At 73.0% G+C, this 16,424-nt stretch carries 15 protein-coding genes, 2 tRNA genes and 1 riboswitch; of the genes, 8 read left to right on the top strand and 9 right to left on the bottom strand.

Annotated features, from left to right (window positions below; all coding sequences use genetic code 11):
* Positions 1 to 13: 13 nt before the first annotated feature.
* The 5 genes from epsC to ACWFNE_RS14830 all read right to left on the bottom strand — a co-directional run bounded on the left by epsC (position 14) and on the right by ACWFNE_RS14830 (position 4,744).
* Complete coding sequence (epsC, locus tag ACWFNE_RS14850) at positions 14 to 598, bottom strand: serine O-acetyltransferase EpsC (RefSeq protein WP_452123198.1); 585 nt, start codon at positions 596 to 598, stop codon at positions 14 to 16.
* 2 nt (positions 599 to 600) lie between these two features.
* Positions 601 to 1,536, bottom strand: a complete 936-nt coding sequence (gene cysK / locus ACWFNE_RS14845) for a cysteine synthase A (RefSeq protein ID WP_452123197.1) — start codon at positions 1,534 to 1,536, stop codon at positions 601 to 603.
* 537 nt (positions 1,537 to 2,073) lie between these two features.
* Positions 2,074 to 3,036: a hypothetical protein gene (locus tag ACWFNE_RS14840; RefSeq protein WP_452123196.1), complete on the bottom strand. Its 963-nt coding sequence runs from the start codon at positions 3,034 to 3,036 to the stop codon at positions 2,074 to 2,076.
* 14 nt (positions 3,037 to 3,050) lie between these two features.
* Positions 3,051 to 3,125, bottom strand: a riboswitch (cyclic di-GMP riboswitch).
* Positions 3,126 to 3,448: 323 nt separating this feature from the next.
* On the bottom strand, positions 3,449 to 4,015 hold the full coding sequence (locus tag ACWFNE_RS14835; protein ID WP_452123195.1) for an SGNH/GDSL hydrolase family protein: 567 nt from the start codon (positions 4,013 to 4,015) through the stop codon (positions 3,449 to 3,451).
* Positions 4,016 to 4,129: 114 nt separating this feature from the next.
* Entirely contained in the window at positions 4,130 to 4,744 is a 615-nt protein-coding gene (locus ACWFNE_RS14830; protein WP_452123194.1) for a LysE/ArgO family amino acid transporter, read from the bottom strand.
* A gap of 98 nt (positions 4,745 to 4,842) precedes the next feature.
* Here ACWFNE_RS14830 and ACWFNE_RS14825 point away from each other — a divergent pair, with 98 nt between their 5' ends.
* Entirely contained in the window at positions 4,843 to 5,808 is a 966-nt protein-coding gene (locus ACWFNE_RS14825) for a LysR family transcriptional regulator ArgP (protein WP_452123193.1), read from the top strand.
* Here ACWFNE_RS14825 and ACWFNE_RS14820 read toward each other — a convergent pair.
* Positions 5,777 to 5,850 (bottom strand) — tRNA-Gly (locus tag ACWFNE_RS14820). The two genes, ACWFNE_RS14825 and ACWFNE_RS14820, sit on opposite strands and share 32 nt — an antisense overlap.
* Positions 5,851 to 6,010: 160 nt before the next feature.
* Between ACWFNE_RS14820 and ACWFNE_RS14815 the strand changes: the two genes are divergently transcribed.
* The 7 genes from ACWFNE_RS14815 to ACWFNE_RS14785 all read left to right on the top strand — a co-directional run bounded on the left by ACWFNE_RS14815 (position 6,011) and on the right by ACWFNE_RS14785 (position 12,721).
* A tRNA-Pro gene (locus tag ACWFNE_RS14815) sits at positions 6,011 to 6,084 on the top strand.
* Positions 6,085 to 6,295: 211 nt separating this feature from the next.
* On the top strand, positions 6,296 to 7,687 hold the full coding sequence (gene tig / locus ACWFNE_RS14810; RefSeq protein ID WP_452123192.1) for a trigger factor: 1,392 nt from the start codon (positions 6,296 to 6,298) through the stop codon (positions 7,685 to 7,687).
* Positions 7,688 to 7,894: 207 nt separating this feature from the next.
* Positions 7,895 to 8,518 (top strand): ATP-dependent Clp protease proteolytic subunit, encoded by a 624-nt coding sequence (locus ACWFNE_RS14805; RefSeq protein WP_309485068.1) that lies wholly within the window; start codon positions 7,895 to 7,897, stop codon positions 8,516 to 8,518.
* 39 nt (positions 8,519 to 8,557) lie between these two features.
* Complete coding sequence (locus ACWFNE_RS14800) at positions 8,558 to 9,274, top strand: ATP-dependent Clp protease proteolytic subunit (RefSeq protein WP_034624799.1); 717 nt, start codon at positions 8,558 to 8,560, stop codon at positions 9,272 to 9,274.
* A gap of 199 nt (positions 9,275 to 9,473) precedes the next feature.
* Positions 9,474 to 10,763, top strand: coding sequence for an ATP-dependent Clp protease ATP-binding subunit ClpX (gene clpX, locus ACWFNE_RS14795; RefSeq protein ID WP_258726620.1), 1,290 nt, complete (start codon positions 9,474 to 9,476; stop codon positions 10,761 to 10,763).
* Between the two features lie 125 nt (positions 10,764 to 10,888).
* On the top strand, positions 10,889 to 11,182 hold the full coding sequence (locus ACWFNE_RS14790) for a chorismate mutase (protein WP_452123446.1): 294 nt from the start codon (positions 10,889 to 10,891) through the stop codon (positions 11,180 to 11,182).
* Between the two features lie 336 nt (positions 11,183 to 11,518).
* Positions 11,519 to 12,721 (top strand): baeRF2 domain-containing protein, encoded by a 1,203-nt coding sequence (locus tag ACWFNE_RS14785; protein WP_452123191.1) that lies wholly within the window; start codon positions 11,519 to 11,521, stop codon positions 12,719 to 12,721.
* A 151-nt stretch (positions 12,722 to 12,872) separates the two neighbouring features.
* On the opposite strand, the gene ACWFNE_RS14780 is transcribed toward ACWFNE_RS14785, so the two are convergent.
* The 3 genes from ACWFNE_RS14780 to ACWFNE_RS14770 are packed head-to-tail and all read right to left on the bottom strand — an operon-like array spanning position 12,873 to position 16,418.
* Complete coding sequence (locus ACWFNE_RS14780) at positions 12,873 to 14,693, bottom strand: AMP-dependent synthetase/ligase (RefSeq protein ID WP_452123190.1); 1,821 nt, start codon at positions 14,691 to 14,693, stop codon at positions 12,873 to 12,875.
* 46 nt (positions 14,694 to 14,739) lie between these two features.
* On the bottom strand, positions 14,740 to 15,579 hold the full coding sequence (locus ACWFNE_RS14775) for an amino acid ABC transporter ATP-binding protein (RefSeq protein WP_452123189.1): 840 nt from the start codon (positions 15,577 to 15,579) through the stop codon (positions 14,740 to 14,742).
* Entirely contained in the window at positions 15,576 to 16,418 is an 843-nt protein-coding gene (locus tag ACWFNE_RS14770) for an amino acid ABC transporter permease (protein ID WP_452123445.1), read from the bottom strand. The genes ACWFNE_RS14775 and ACWFNE_RS14770 overlap by 4 nt, the downstream gene beginning before the upstream one ends.
* Positions 16,419 to 16,424 lie beyond the last annotated feature (6 nt).

The following is a 16,424-nucleotide window of genomic DNA, read 5'->3' as shown; positions in this document are numbered from 1 at the left end:
GACCGGGGAGCCGTCAGATGTAGATGGCGGGGTCGTCCACGATCTCCTCGGTCGTCCACGCCGCGGGCCGGCGCCGGACCTCGGCCGGGACCCCGACGGCGACCGAGCCCGCCGGCACGTCCTTGACCACGACCGCGTTCGCGCCGATCTGCGCTCCGTCGCCGATCCAGACCGGGCCCAGGATCTTGGCGCCCGCGCCCACGACGACGTCGTTCCCGAGCGTCGGGTGCCGCTTGCCGACCCGCATCGTGCGGCCACCGAGCGTCGCGCCGTGGAACAGCACGACGTCGTCGCCCACGACCGCCGTCTCGCCGATCACGACGCCCATGCCGTGGTCGATGAACAGGCGGCGCCCGAGCCGCGCGCCCGGGTGGATCTCGATGCCGGTGGCCGCCCGCGTCGCCTGCGAGAGCAGGCGCGCGGGCAGCCTCAGGCCGGGCTCACGCCACATGCGGTGGAACAGCCGGTACGCCCACACCGCGTGCACCCCCGGGTACCCGAGGGCGACCTCGACGACGGAGCGGGCCGCGGGGTCCCGGCGCCGCGCGACGTCGAGGTCCTCGCGCAGGACACCGAGGAAGCGGGTGAGCGACGGCACGGTCAGTCCAGCAGGTCGGCGTAGAGGATCGACGTCAGGTAGCGCTCGCCGAACGACGGGATCACGGTGACGATGAGCTTGCCCGCGTTCTCGGGACGCTTCGCGACCTCCACGGCGGCGTACAGCGCGGCGCCGGACGAGATCCCGACGAGCAGGCCCTCCTCCTTCGCCGCACGGCGCGCCCACTCGACGGCCGTCTCCGCGTTGACGTCGAACACCTCGTCGTAGACCGACGTGTCGAGGATCTCCGGGACGAAGTTCGCGCCGAGGCCCTGGATCTTGTGCGGGCCGGGCTGGCCGCCGTTGAGGATCGGCGACTCCGCCGGCTCGACCGCGATGACCTGGATGTCGGGGTTGCGCTCCTTGAGCACCTGACCGACGCCCGTGATGGTCCCGCCCGTGCCGATGCCGGCCACGAAGATGTCGATCTTGCCGTCCGTGTCGGCCCAGATCTCCTCGGCGGTCGTCGCGCGGTGGATCGCCGGGTTGGCGGCGTTCGCGAACTGGCGCGCGAGCACGGCGCCCGGGCGCTCCGCGGCGATCTCGTTCGCACGGTTGACCGCACCCTTCATGCCCTCGGAGCCGGGGGTCAGGATGAGCTCGGCGCCGTACGCACGCAGCAGCGCGCGGCGCTCCTTCGACATCGTCTCGGGCATCGTGAGGACCACGTCGTAGCCGCGGGCCGCGCCGACGAACGCGAGCGCGATGCCGGTGTTGCCGCTGGTCGCCTCGACGATGGTGCCGCCGGCGGGGAGCTCGCCGGACGCCTCGGCCGCGTCGATGATCGCGACGCCGATGCGGTCCTTGACCGAGCTCGCGGGGTTGTAGAACTCGAGCTTGCCGACCACCGTGGCGCCGGCGCCCTCGGTCAGCTTGTTGATGCGGACCAGCGGGGTGTTGCCGATGAGCTGCGTCGCGTCGTCGTAGATGCGGGCCATGTCGTCCTCGTCTGTGCGGGGCCACGGGTGCGTGGCGGGGTGGGGGAGGTGGGGCGGGGCGGGGGCCCGGGACGGCTCCTGGGTCGCGCGCCGTGCCGGGGGCTCGTCGTCCCCCTCGGCGCCGCGCGGGGCGCGCTGCCGGAGGACCGCCGAGCGCCGGGGGGTGACCGGTGCGGCGCGAGGGGCGAGCGCTGGCGCGGGGGGTGTGCCCGTGCGGGCCTCCGGCTGCGAGGGCAGCGGGAGCGGCCAGCGCTCTAGTGACAGCGACAGCTGGCGAGGGCGACCCGGTGGGGCCCGGCGCACACGGCGCCGCACGGGACCGGGGTGGTGACGTTCGCGCGGAGCAGCACGGTCACCTCTCCTCCCGGTCGGTCATGGACGCGCTGACGCTATCGACAACGTCCCCGCGGTGCAAAGCATGCCCGAGGCTCGGGACATCACCTGCGCCGGTGCCACGACGCACGCGAGCGGTGCACGGGAGGCCCGTGCACCGCTCGCGTCGAGCGCCCGTCCGCGACGGGCTCTGCTCCCGTGGCGTCAGCCGCGCGAGATCTTCACCGTCGCGCCGTCCGTGAAGTAGTTGTCGACGTTCGCGATCGTGTTCGTGCTGGGGGCGATGAGCGCGCAGCGCGTGTGCCGGGTGTCGAGCCGGAAGACGTTGTTGGCCACGGCCAGGCCGGCGATCGCCGGGCGGCTGCCGTACGCCACGTTGACGGTGCACCCGCCGCCGCCGATGCGGTTGTCGCGGATGGTCAGGTCGGAGACCGCGGCGCGGTCCTGCGTCGTCTGGACGGCCGAGGAGTACGCGCCCTCGATGTTGTTGCGCACGATCCTGATGTTCGACCCGCCCTGGATCTGGACGCTGTCGGCGTGGCTCGGGCCGCCCTTCTGGTTCGGGTCCTGGGCGTAGAACAGGTTCGCGTGCAGCCACGAGCTCTCGACGAGCACGTTCGAGCCGGTGATGTGGACCGAGTCGATGACGTTCGCGATCTCGGTGCGTCGCACCGTGAAGTTGTGGCCGATGATCCCGTTGATCCACGGCGAGGCTTCGGTCGCGATCAGCTCGCTGTCCTCGACCGTGAAGGGGTAGACGCCGGCGTCGTTCGTGATGAGCCCGAAGCTGCCGGTGATCGGGCGGCCGCGGACGATCGAGCGCTTGATCGTGACGTTCGGCGCCTTGATCTTGATGAAGCCGCGGACGTCGACCGCGTCGACGACCGCGCCCGGCGTGGTGACGACCAGGTCGCCCGTGACGACCGTGAGGACCGTCCCGGCCGGGACGCCCGTGGTGGTGGAGCCGGCGTTGCTCAGGAGCGGGATGTCGAGCGCGCTGGGTGCGACACCGGCGGCCGAGGCGGGGACCGTCGCGGCGAGCGTCGCGGCGACGCTGAGGCCGGCGACGAGGGCGAGCGAGCGGGCCCGGCGGCGGGACGTGCGGCGGTCGTCACGACCGGCCGCGGCGTCGATGGGCGCGCGGAAGCTACGGACTGCATTGAGCACTGGATTCTCCGTCGTTCGGCAGCCTGGCGAACCTCGTGGGTCCCATGGCTTTGCGTCACTGCCTCGCGGCAGCTTTGCCTTTTCGTGGACAGGAGGACCGTATGCGGTCGTAGCGGTTCCCGACAAGAGTCACAGCACCCGGCAGCCGGGTGAAAAGGTGTCGTTCGGACGGCGGGGCTCGTGCGCCGGTGATAACGGCGCGGGCGGACCGGGGCGATCCTGCAGGTCACGGGCGCGAGAATGCGGCAGAAGGCGTTGTTTTCGACGAGTTCCGGACCGGCGCCCGGGCATGGCGCGGACGCGCCCGAGATATCCGTTTCTCCCGCAAAGGGGTGCATGCGTCGCATTCACGTACGGGTGCACCCGCAGGGGTGGTGCGGGTGCTCCGCCGCCGGTGCACTGCGCCAGGTGCTCAGTCGAGCCCGACGGCGTCGAGCCACGCCTCGGCGAGCAGGCCGTGCCCGGCGGGTGTCGGGTGCACGCCGTCGTACGCCCAGGCGGCCGGGGTCGTGCGCACGGCGGCCGCGGCGAACAGCCCGTCGGCCGGCACGAGCGTCGCGCGGAACTCGGCGGCGAGCCTCCGGACGACCCCGATGCGCGGGTCGAGGTCCTCGCGCCAGCGGTGCTGCGCCTCCTCGACGGGCACGACGAACGGCTCGACGAGCACGAGCCGCGCGCCGAGCCGGTCGCGCGCGGAGTCGAGCACTGCGCGGTAGTCCTCCTCGTACGCGTCGATCGAGGTCGCGCGCCCCGAGTCGTAGCGGCGCCACGTGTCGTTGATCCCGACGAGCACCGAGACGACGGTCGGCTCGAGCGCGAGCGCATCCGTCTCCCAGCGGTCGCGCAGCTGGTGGGCGGTGTCGCCGCCGATCCCGCGGTTGAGGAACGTGAGCCCCAGGTCGGGCCGGCGTGCGCCGGCGAGCGCCGGCGAGCGCCGCGACGACCATCGCGTACCCGTGCCCGAGGCTCGCCGGGTCACGGCGGTCGCGCCCGCCGTCGGTGATGGAGTCGCCGGTGAGCAGGATGCGGTCGCCCGCCTCGAGAAGCGTCATGCCCCGAACTGCAGCACACGCGCCCGGGACGGACAACCCGGTCAGCTGCCGATGACGAGCGTGACCGCGAGCGTCGCCATCACGACCGCGACGAGCCCGTCGAGGACCTGCCAGGCGCGCGGGCGGGCGAAGAGCGGCGCGAGCCGCCCGGCTCCGAAGCCGAGGGTGACGAACCAGCCGATGCTCGCGGCGACCGCCCCCGCGGCGAAGGCCCACGGGCGGTCCTGCTGGTGCGCGACCGAGCCGAGCAGCACCACGGTGTCGAGGTACACGTGCGGGTTGAGGAACGTCAGGGCGGCGCACGTGAGCAGCACGCGGGCACGTCCGCCCGGCACGTCGTCCCCGGCGGGCTGCAGGGTCGCGGGCCGCAGCGCGCGGCGTGCGGCGCTCACCGCGAACCAGCCGAGGAACGCCGCACCGCCGTACCGCACGGCCGTCATGACGGTCTCGTGCGCGGTCAGCACCGGTCCCAGTCCGGCGACGCCGGCGGTCACCAGCGCGGCGTCGGCGAGCGCGCAGACGAGCACGACCCCGAGCACGTGCTCGCGGCGCAGGCCCTGCCGGAGCACGAACGCGTTCTGCGCGCCGATCGCGACGATGAGACCGAGGCCCGTGACGAGCCCGACGAGGGCGTCGGCGGGAGCGGAGCCGGTCACGGGCAGGTCCGGGGGAGCGGTGAGCGCATGGCTCGACCGTAGGCAGCGCGGCAAGTGCAGACCAGCGAATGTTACGCACGCATCGTTAGCATCGCTTCATGGACCTCGACCCGGCTCAGCTCAAGGCGCTCGCGGCCGTCGTCGACGAGGGGAGCTTCGAGGGCGCGGCGCGGGCGCTGAACGTGACGCCGTCCGCGGTGAGCCAGCGCATCAAGGCCCTCGAGCGCGCCGCCGGTCACGTCGTCGTCCGGCGGGCCCGGCCGTGCGAGCCGACCGTGCCGGGCCGCGCCCTCCTCCGCCTCGCACGCGAGTGGAGCGTGCTGGAGGCGGAGGCCGCCGGGGCGCTCGGGGGCGACGACCCGCAGGCGCACGTCCGGCTCGCGATCGCCGTCAACGCCGACTCCCTGTCGACGTGGTTCCCCCCGGTGCTCGCGGGGCTCCCGGGGCACGTCCTGCTCGACGTGCGCCGGGAGGACCAGGACCACTCCGCGGCGCTGCTGCGCGAGGGCTCCGTGATGGCCGCCGTGACGACCGACAGCGCCCCCGTGCAGGGCTGCCGCGTGCACCACCTCGGCGACATGCGGTACCTGGCCGTCGCCGCGCCGGGCTTCGTCGGGCGGTGGCTCCCGGACGGGCCGACGCCCGAGGCCCTCGATCGCGCACCCCTGCTCGCCTTCACCGGCAAGGACGCGCTGCAGGACCGCTTCGCCACCCGGCTCACGGGCCGCCGCGCCGACCCGCCCCGGCACCTGGTGCCCTCGAACCACGCGTTCGTCGAGCTCGTCGTGCGCGGGCTCGGCTGGGGCATGGTGCCCGAGCAGGCCGCGCGGGCGGCGGTCGCCCGGGGCGACCTCGTCGAGCTCGCGCCGGGGCACCACCTCGACGTGCCGCTGTACTGGCAGCACTGGAAGGTCGGCTCCCGCTGGCTGGGCGAGCTGACGGGGCGCGTCGTCGAGCACGCGGCGGTCGAGCTGCGCCGCCAGGCGCCGGTCGCGGCCGGCGGCGGTCCGGGTGGGGCCGCCGGGGCAGGGGTGGAGCGGGTGACGAGAATCGAACTCGCGTAGCCAGTTTGGAAGACTGGGGCTCTACCATTGAGCTACACCCGCGCGGTCGGCTCTCGCCGGACCAGCGGCCCCAGGTTAGCGGCTCCGCGCAGCGCCGTGCGACGCGCCCGTCCCGCACCCCGGCCCCGTCCCGACAGCACCCCGGACCGCACCCCGCCCGTGCGGCCCTCGCCGCGTGCGGCGCCACTAGACTCGGCCCGCACGGGATGTGGCGCAGGTTGGTAGCGCGTCCGCTTTGGGAGCGGAAGGTCGTGGGTTCGAATCCCGCCATCCCGACTCGTGCGACCGGCCCGACCGCGCCGTGCTCCGTCCGACCGGGCTGTCCCCGCGCGTGACCTGGCGGCTTGGGGCGCCGGACCGGGTGACGTAGGATCGAGGGTCGCCAGCGTGCGGTCACCTGCCGGGCTGCCTGGCGCGGGGCCGCGCGTCGGCCCCGGAGATCGCCGGAGTCGCCGGCGCCCGCCCCGACCAGTTGGAGATCATCGAAGTGAAGAGCGCCGTCGAGACCCTGGACGCCACCAAGGTCAAGCTGACCGTCGAGGTGCCGTACGACGAGCTCAAGCCGAGCATCGACCACGCCTACCAGCACATCGCTGAGCAGGTCACGGTCCCCGGCTTCCGCAAGGGCAAGGTGCCCCCGCGCATCATCGACCAGCGCGTCGGTCGCGTGGCCGTGATCGAGCACGCCGTCAACGAGGGCCTCTCGGGCTTCTACGCCGAGGCCGTCCGCGAGAACAAGCTGCGCCCGCTCGGCCAGCCCGAGGTCGAGGTCACCAAGGTGCCCGCGCTGACCGCCGCCCCCGCGGGCGAGGAGGGCGAGCTGCACTTCACGGCCGAGGTCGAGGTCCGCCCGGAGATCACCGTCCCCGCGCTCGACTCCCTGACGGTCTCCGTCGACGACGTCACCGTCTCCGACGAGGACGTCGCGACCCGGCTCGACGCGCTGCGCGAGCGCTTCGGCACCCTCGTGGGCGTCGACCGCCCGGCGGTCGAGGGCGACTTCGTCGTGCTCGACCTCGAGGCGACGATCGACGACGAGCAGGTCGACTCGGTCAGCGGCATCAGCTACCAGATCGGCTCGGGCAACATGCTCGAGGGCCTCGACGAGGCGCTCGCGGGCCTCTCGGGCGGCGAGACCACGACGTTCGAGACGACCCTCGCCGGCGGCGACCACGCGGGCGAGAAGGCCCAGGTCACGGTCACCGCGACGACCGTCAAGACGCGCGAGCTGCCCGCGGCGGACGACGACTTCGCGCAGCTCGCGAGCGAGTTCGACACGCTCGCCGAGCTCGAGACCGACCTGCGCGAGCAGGCGGCGAAGAACAAGGCGTCCGGCCAGGCCGTCCAGGCCCGCGACCTGCTCCTCGAGCAGCTCCTCGCCGCCACGGAGATCCCGGTCCCGGCCGGGGTCGTCGAGGCCGAGGTGCACCGTCACCTCGAGAACGAGGGTCGCCTCGAGGACGAGGAGCACCGCGCCGAGGTCGGGGAGCAGGCCGAGACGGCCCTGCGCAACCAGTTCCTGCTCGACACGCTCGCCGAGCAGCTCGAGGTCAAGGTCAGCCAGAACGAGCTGCTCGACTACCTCGTGAGCGCGTCGCGCCAGTACGGCATGGACCCGAACACGTTCATCCAGACCGTCGACCAGCAGGGCCAGATCCCCGCGATGGTCGGTGAGGTCGCCCGCTCGAAGGCGCTCGCGATCGCGCTGCGCCGGGTCGCGGTGACGGACACGAGCGGTGCGCCCGTCGACCTCTCCGAGTTCATCGGGTCCGACGAGGAGGACGCGGCGGAGGACGCCGCCGTGCAGGCGAGCGTCGGCGCCGACGACTCGGACATCGTCTTCGACGACGAGGTGCCCGCCGAGGACGCCAAGGCCTGACCCCGGTCGGTCCGTCGACGCAGGGCCCCGCACCCACCCGGTGCGGGGCCCTGCGTGCGTCCGGGTGAGGGGCGCGGGGCCGGGTGCGCCGTCAGCGAAAACGCGCGCCCGCGGGACGTTCGCCGTCGCACGTGCGCGTTAGGGTCCTTGCACATGCAGGTCCGCCCCCGGTTCCGGGAGCGGACGCAGTCTGACGAGGGAGCCTTCGTGAACGACCAGATGCCGGCGATCGCCCGGGCCGATTCCCCCGGTTTCGGCCTCAACGACCACATCTACAACCGGCTCCTGCGGGAGCGCATCATCTGGCTGGGCTCCGAGGTGCGCGACGAGAACGCGAACGCCATCTGCGCCCAGATGATGCTCCTGGCCGCAGAGGACCCGGACAAGGACATCTTCCTGTACATCAACTCGCCCGGCGGCTCGATCACGGCCGGCATGGCGATCTACGACACCATGAAGTACATCCAGCCGGACGTGGCCACCGTCGCGATCGGCATGGCCGCGTCGATGGGGCAGTTCCTGCTCTCCTCGGGCACCAAGGGCAAGCGCTACGCGACCCCGCACACCCGCGTGATGATGCACCAGCCCTCGGGCGGCATCGGCGGCACCGCGACGGACGTCCGGATCAACGCCCAGCTGATCATGCACATGAAGAAGGTCCTCGCGGACCTGATCGCGGAGCAGACCGGCAAGACGCCCGAGCAGATCAACGCCGACTCGGACCGCGACCGCTGGTTCACCGCGGACGAGGCGCTCGAGTACGGCTTCGTCGACCACGTCGTCACCCACGCCGGATCGGTCTCCGGCGGTGGCGGGACCACGGCGTCCTGACCGAGTCCCGACCGACCACCGAGACCTGAGGAGAACCCAGTGAGCATCGAGTCCCAGTTCATCGCCCGCGCCGGGCGCCTGGCCGGGCCGGGCGCGTCCGGCTGGTCCGGGCAGGGGCCCGCGTCCCCGAGCAGCCGGTACGTGCTGCCGCAGTTCGAGGAGCGCACGGCCTACGGCTTCAAGCGCCAGGACCCTTACACCAAGCTCTTCGAGGACCGCATCATCTTCCTCGGGGTGCAGGTCGACGACGCGTCGGCCGACGACATCATGGCCCAGCTGCTCGTGCTCGAGAGCACGGACCCGGACCGTGACATCACGCTGTACATCAACTCGCCCGGTGGCTCGTTCACCGCGATGACGGCGATCTACGACACGATGCAGTACATCAAGCCGCAGCTCGTCACGGTCTGCCTCGGGCAGGCCGCGTCGGCGGCGGCCGTGCTGCTCGGCGCCGGCAGCCCGGGCAAGCGCCTCGCGCTGCCGAACGCCCGCGTGCTGATCCACCAGCCCGCGATGGAGGGCGGCGGCTACGCCCAGGCGTCGGACATCGAGATCCACGCCAACGAGCTCATCCGCATGCGCGAGTGGCTCGAGGCGACGCTGGCGAAGCACACCGGCCGGGACGTCGAGCAGGTGCGCAACGACATCGAGCGCGACAAGATCCTGACCGCGGCCGAGGCGCACGAGTACGGCCTCGTCGACCAGGTGCTCGCGTCGCGCAAGGGCGTCGTGACGCCGGTCGTCCAGCCCGTCTGAGACGTGCCGCCGGGCCCGCGACCTGCGGGCCCGGCGGTCAGTCGGGCCTCCACCGGCCCGGCGGGCTGACATGTCGGCCCTCGTGGTGTGCAATGGTGGGGAGCACGGGGGAACGCCGAGGTCGGCGACCGGAGAGCTCTGCGCAGGACTGACGCGCCGCCCGACCGGGCGGAGAGCGACACCGAGGAAGGGGACGCACGTGGCTCGCATCGGGGACGGAGCCGATCTCCTCAAGTGCTCGTTCTGCGGGAAGTCCCAGAAGCAGGTCAAGAAGCTCATCGCGGGCCCTGGGGTGTACATCTGCGACGAGTGCATCGACCTGTGCAACGAGATCATCGAGGAGGAGCTCGCCGAGGCGACCGAGGTCGGCATGGTCGAGCTGCCCAAGCCGAAGGAGATCTTCGCCTTCCTCGAGCAGTACATCATCGGTCAGGAGCCCGCGAAGCGGTCGCTCGCCGTGGCGGTGTACAACCACTACAAGCGCATCCAGGCCGGCGAGCTCGGCCGCCTGGGTCCCGGGTCCGGCGGCGAGCAGCCGATCGAGATCGCGAAGTCCAACATCCTGCTGATCGGCCCCACGGGCTGCGGCAAGACGTACCTCGCGCAGACCCTCGCCCGCATGCTCAACGTGCCCTTCGCGATCGCCGACGCGACCGCGCTGACGGAGGCCGGCTACGTCGGCGAGGACGTCGAGAACATCCTGCTCAAGCTCATCCAGGCCGCGGACTACGACGTCAAGAAGGCCGAGACGGGCATCATCTACATCGACGAGGTCGACAAGATCGCCCGCAAGAGCGAGAACCCGTCGATCACGCGAGACGTCTCGGGCGAGGGCGTCCAGCAGGCGCTGCTGAAGATCCTCGAGGGGACGACCGCGTCGGTCCCGCCGCAGGGTGGCCGCAAGCACCCGCACCAGGAGTTCATCCAGATCGACACGACGAACGTGCTGTTCATCGTCGCGGGCGCCTTCGCGGGGCTCGACGAGATCATCACGTCGCGCTCGGGTCGCCGCGGGATCGGGTTCGGTGCGCCGCTGCACTCCGCCGACGACACGGACGTCTACGGCGAGGTCATGCCCGAGGACCTGCTGAAGTTCGGGCTCATCCCCGAGTTCATCGGCCGCGTCCCCGTCATCACGACCGTCTCGCCGCTCGACCAGTCGGCGCTCATGCGCATCCTGACCGAGCCGCGCAACGCGCTCATCAAGCAGTACCAGCGGATGTTCGAGATCGACGGCGTGGACCTCGAGTTCTCCGACGACGCGATCGCGGCGATCGCCGACCTCGCGCTCCTGCGGGGCACGGGCGCGCGCGGGCTGCGGGCGATCATGGAGGAGGTCCTCCAGCAGGTCATGTTCGAGGTCCCGAGCCGCGACGACGTGGCCAGGGTCGTCATCACCCGCGAGGTCGTCCTCGAGAACGTCAACCCGACGCTCGTCCCGCGGGACGCGAGCACCCCGAAGCGCACACCGCGCGAGAAGTCCGCCTGAGCGGACGCTCTCGTCACGGGTCGGCCCGCCGTGCCTAGGATCGGCGGGTGACCGAGGAGAGCCGCACGACGCCGACCGAGACCGCCGCCCAGCACGCCGAGGCCACGCGCTCGGCCGACCCCGCGCTGCCGGCCGAGCTCGTCCGGCTGCGGGGGAGCATCGACAACATCGACGCCGCGCTGGTCTACCTGCTCGCGGAGCGGTTCAAGGCCACGCAGCAGGTCGGCGTGCTCAAGGCGACGCGCGGTCTGCCGCCCTCGGACCCTGCTCGCGAGGCGCGCCAGGTCGCTCGGCTGCGCACGCTCGCGCACGAGGCCGAGCTCGACCCGGTCTTCGCCGAGAAGTTCCTCGCGTTCATCGTCGACGAGGTGATCCGCCACCACGAGGCGATCGCCTCCGACGCGCGCACCGTCGGCTGAGCCGCCCGACGCGGGCCGCGGGAGCGCCGGGACGGATCCCGCTCGGCGGCGCCGCGACGGTCCGACGGGGAACGCCACGATGGTCCGCCGGCGAACGCCGCGACGGTCCGCCTCGGGCGAGGCACGGTCCGCCTGGGACGTCGGCGCCGGGGCGCAACCGCGTGTCGTGACTTGTCCGGACACCGGCCGGTCCGGGACGCTGTCGGCACCCGGAGCGCCTCATCAGGACGTCCGACCGGGTGGCGCCGCCCTGCGGGGTGAACCATGGTGGAGGGGTCAGCACCTGGCCGAGCAGGAGGGCCGGGTCCACTCCACAGCATCCCCGGAGGGCTGCCCATGAAGCTCGACTGGCTCAAGCCGTTGCTCGGACGCACGGGTCCGTTCACGACCGTCTACCTCGACGCGACCCGCGCCGACGCCGCGGGGGAGACCGAGGTGCTCGACCGGTGGAAGGGGCTGCGCCGCGAGCTCGACCGCCAGGGCGCTCCGGCGACCCTCCTCGACGAGATCGAGGAGCGCGTCGCCACCCAGACCCGGGTTCCCGGCCCGCACGGACGCGTGCTGATCGCCGACTCCCAGGGCGTCGCGATCGACCGGGTGCTCGCCGACCCACCCGCGAGCAACTCCGCCGTCCACGGGCCCGTTCCCTCGCTCCTCCCGGCGGCACGCGCCGCCGACGAGGCCGTCAGCTACCTGCTCGTGCAGGTCGACCGGCAGGGCGCGGACCTCTACTGGAGCGACGAGGCGGGCCGGCTCGACGGCCGGCAGCACGACGTGGTCGAGGGTGACCACGACGTGATCCGCAAGGTCCGCAGCGGCGACGGCTGGGCGCACCGGCGCATGCAGATGCGCGCGGAGGACTCCTGGGAGCGCAACGCCGAGACCGTCGCGGCGGAGATCGACCGGCAGGTCGTCGACCGCTGCCCGGAGCTCGTGGTCCTCACCGGGGACGTGCGCGAGGTCCCGCTGCTGCGCGAGGCGCTCGGTCACCGCACCAAGGAGCTTGTCGTCGACGTGCCGGGCGGCTCGCGCGCCGAGGGCGTCAAGCAGGACGCGTTCGACGAGCGCGTCCAGGCGACGCTCGAGGCGTTCCGGGCGCGGCGCCGCGAGGAGGTGCTCGACCGGTTCCGCCAGGAGCAGGGCCGTGCCGGCGCGGCCGTGACCCAGCTCGGGGACGTGATCGCCGTGCTGCAGCGCGGCCAGGTCGCCGAGCTCGTCCTGCACGAGTCGGTCAGCACGCCCGCGTCGGCGCTCGCGGAGCGCACGGTGTGGGTCGGTCCGGACCCGCTGCAGATCGCGGTCGACCGAGCCGGGCTCGAGGCCATGGGCGTCGACGAGGGTGCGCGCGAGCTGCGTGCCGACATCGCGGTGGTGCGCGCGGCGCTCGGTCAGGACGCCGGGCTGACGTTCGCCGTGGACGGCAGCGTCGACCTCATCGACGGGGTCGGCGCCGTGCTGCGGTGGCACGACCCGTCGACGCCGAGCGAGTCGCTGCTCACGCAGTCGGGCGACAGGACTCGCGTGCACGACGTGGTCTGACGGACGGCGGCACGTCCTCGGCGTGCGCACCGGCCCGGCGGCCGGTGCGCATGCCCGAGCGTGCGACGGGGAGGGGCGACGCCGGCGCCACGGCTGGCTCGCGTCCCCGGACGGCGTCGCGGGTGCGGCCGGTGCGCGCGCGCCGGGCGGCTCAGTCCCCGCGGGCGTCCCGCGTGTCGACGTAGAGGGCGTCGATCTCCCCGGCGAAGTCGCGCAGCACGAGCGACCGCTTGACCTTGAGCGACGGTGTCAGGTAGCCGTTCGCCTCGGTGAGGTCGAGCGGCAGCACCCGGATCTTGCGGATGGACTCGGCGCGCGAGACCGCGTCGTTGGCCCGCTCGGCGGCGCGGTCGAGCGCGGCGAGCACCTCGGGGTGGGCCGCGGCCGTGGCGGCGTCCGTGACGGGCAGGCCGTGCGACGTGAGCCACCCGGGCAGCATCTCCGCGTCGAGCGTGACGAGCGCCGCGATGAACGGGCGGGCGTCGCCGACGACGACGACCTGGCTCACGAGCGGGTGGCCGCGCAGCCGGTCCTCGAGCACCGCGGGCGCGACGTTCTTGCCGCCCGCGGTCACGATGATCTCCTTCTTGCGGCCGGTGATCCGCAGGCAGCCGTCCTCGTCGAGGGTGCCGAGGTCGCCCGTGCGGAACCAGCCGTCCTGCAGCGCCTCCGCGGTCGCCTCGGGGTTGCCGTGGTAGCCGCGGAAGACGTGCGGACCGCGCACGAGGATCTCGCCGTCGTCCTCGACCCGGAGCGACGCGCCGGGGTACGCCGGGCCGACGGTCCCGATCTTCGTGAGCTCCGGGCGGTTCACGGCGGTCGCCGAGGTCGTCTCCGTGAGGCCGTAGCCCTCGAGCACGATCAGGCCGATGCCGCGGTAGAAGTGCCCGAGCCGCTCGCCGAGGGGCGCGCCGCCCGAGACGGCGTAGCGGGCGCGGCCGCCGAGCGCCGCCCGCAGCCTGCGGTGGACGAGGACCTCGGCGACCGCCTTCTGCGCCCGGAGCGCCGCGCCCGGCCCGCCGGGCTGCTCGAGCGCGCGCGAGTACGCGATGGCGACCTTGGCGGACCAGCGGAAGAGCCGCAGCCTCGCGCCCGTGCCGGCCTTCTGCTCGGAGGAGTTGTAGACCTTCTCGAAGACGCGCGGGACCGCGAGGATGAACGTCGGCTGGAACGTCCCGAGGTCGGCGAGCAGGTTGCGGGTGTCCGGCGTGTGGCCCAGAACGGCCCCGGACGGGATGCACAGGACCTGGATGAAGCGCGCGAACACGTGCGCGAGCGGCATGAACAGCAGCGTGCGGGAGCCCGGGGAGGCGACGACGTCGGTCAGCCCTGCGACGCCGTTGAGCGTGATCGCCGCGAAGCTCCCGTGCGTGAGCTCGACGCCCTTGGGCCGCCCGGTCGTCCCGGACGTGTAGATGATCGTGGCGAGGTCGGCGGCGACGGTCGCGGCGCTCCGGCGCTCGACCTCGGCGGCGGGCACGTCGGTCCCGGTCCCCGTGAGCCGGTCGAGCGCGCCCTCGTCGATCACGAGGACGTCGCCCAGCTCGGGCAGCTCGCCACGGACCTGCTCGACGACGGCGGCGTGCGCCGCGGTCTCGACGAGCGCGAGCCGGACCCGCGCGTCGGACAGGATCCACCGGACCTGCTCGGCCGACGACGTCTCGTACACCGGGACGCTCACGCCACCTGCGGCCCAGACGGCGAAGTCGGCGACCGTCCACTCGTAGCGCGTGCGCGACATGATCGCGACGCTGTCGCCCGGCTGGATGCCGCGGGCCACGAGCCCGCGCGCGACGCCGGCCACCTCGTCCGCGAACGCCGCGGCGCTCACGGGGCGCCACGTGCCGCCGAGCCCGGTCGAGCGCTCGACGACGGTGCCGTGCGGGTCGCGGGCGACGCGCTCGGCGAGCAGGCGCGGGATGCTCCACGCCGCGTCGGGCTCGACGAGGGCGGGGGATCGGGTCTCGGGCATCGGTGCTCCTGGTCGGCGGGCCGGACACCCAGACCCTAGACCGCTCTCAGCGCGTGGGTCCGGGACCGCCGGGTGCCTGCTCGTCGTGCCGGTGGGTCGGGTCCAGCACGCGCTGCAGGAACTCGCGCGTGCGCTCCTCGCGCGGGGCGCCGATCACCTCGTCCGCCGGGCCGTCCTCGACGACGACGCCGCCGTCCATGAAGACCACCCGGTCGCCGACCTCGCGTGCGAACGCCATCTCGTGCGTCACGACGATCATCGTCATGCCGCCCTCGGCGAGGTCGCGCATGACGCCCAGGACGTCGCCCACGAGCTCCGGGTCGAGGGCCGACGTCGGCTCGTCGAACAGCATGAGCTGCGGGTCCATCGACAGGGCCCGCGCGATCGCCACGCGCTGCTGCATCCCCCCCGACAGCTGCGCGGGCATCAGCGCCTCGGTGCCGGTGAGCCCGACGCGGGCGAGGTTGTCCCGTGCGACCCGCTCCGCCTCGGCGCGCGAGCGGCGCAGGACGGTCCGCTGCGCCATGGTGCAGTTGTCGAGGACCGTACGGTGCGTGAAGAGGTTGAACTGCTGGAACACCATGCCGACGTGCGTGCGGACGTGGTCGAGGTCGACGTCCGGGTCGGTGACCTCGGTGCCGAGCACCTCGATGCTGCCACCCGTGGGCTCCTCGAGGAGGTTGACGCAGCGCAGGAGCGTCGACTTGCCCGAGCCGGACGGCCCGATCACGCAGACCACCTCGCCCGAGCGGACCTCCAGGTCGATGCCGCGCAGCACCTGCTTGTCACCGAACGACTTGTGCAGCGCGTCGATGCGGACGACGACGTCCTCGCCGCCGGTGCGGGTCGCGGCGGCGCCGGCGTGGGCCTCGGGGGACACGGTCATGGGCGCGAGCCCCCTCCGGTGCGGCGCTCGAGCCAGCGTGCGACCAGGCCGAGCGGGATGGTGATCACGAGGTAGCACGCGCCGACCACGAACAGCGCCGTGAGGCCGCCGGTCGCGCTGTTGAGCATGTCGCGCCCGACCTTCGTGAGGTCGAACTGCGTCGGCAGCAGGCCCACGACCGAGATGAGCGAGGTGTCCTTGGTGAGCAGGATGAGCTCGTTCGTCATCGGGGGCAGCACGATCCGGAACGCCTGCGGGATGACGACCTGCACGAGCGTGCGGGTCGGGGACATCCCGAGCGAGCGCGCCGCCTCGACCTGGCCCTTCGGGACGGCCTGGATGCCGGCGCGCAGGGTCTCGGCGATGTAGGCCGCCGACACCATGCCGAGCGCGAGCCCGGCCTTCGCGACGACCGACTCGATGCGCACCCCGAGGGCGATCGGGACGGCGTAGCCGAAGGCGATGACGACGAGGAGAGCCGGGATACCGCGGAAGAACTCGATGTACAGCGTCGCGATCCAGCGGTACGGGCCGACGGACGACAGCCGCATGAGAGCGAGCACCGTGCCGAGGCTCAGGCCGATCGCGAACGCCGCGATCGTGTAGACCACCGTGTTCTTGAGCGCGCCCGGGAGCGACGAGGCCATGTCGGCCGCGACCGCCGGGTTGAAGAGCTGCGTGCTGACGCGCGCCCAGTCGGTCGCGACCGCGACGACGACGAGGGCGACGAGCAGCACCGCGTACTGCACGCCGCGGATGATCCGCCGGCGGCGGCGCGGGCTCGTGCGCCGCCGCGCCGCCGGCAGCCGCGGCGGGACGGCGGCGTCCGGGCGCGAGATCGCGGT

Source organism: Cellulomonas sp. NPDC055163 (assembly GCF_053607065.1).
The sequence above is the reverse complement of the archived record's forward strand: the minus strand, read 5'-3'. Positions and strand labels throughout refer to the sequence as shown.

Coding starts and splice junctions, on each gene's coding strand:
- cysK (WP_452123197.1), bottom strand. CDS start 1,536: ATGGCCCGCATCTACGACGACGCGACGCAGCTCATCGGCAACACCCCG.
- ACWFNE_RS14825 (WP_452123193.1), top strand. CDS start 4,843: ATGGACCTCGACCCGGCTCAGCTCAAGGCGCTCGCGGCCGTCGTCGAC.
- ACWFNE_RS14785 (WP_452123191.1), top strand. CDS start 11,519: ATGAAGCTCGACTGGCTCAAGCCGTTGCTCGGACGCACGGGTCCGTTC.
- ACWFNE_RS14780 (WP_452123190.1), bottom strand. CDS start 14,693: ATGCCCGAGACCCGATCCCCCGCCCTCGTCGAGCCCGACGCGGCGTGG.
- ACWFNE_RS14775 (WP_452123189.1), bottom strand. CDS start 15,579: ATGACCGTGTCCCCCGAGGCCCACGCCGGCGCCGCCGCGACCCGCACC.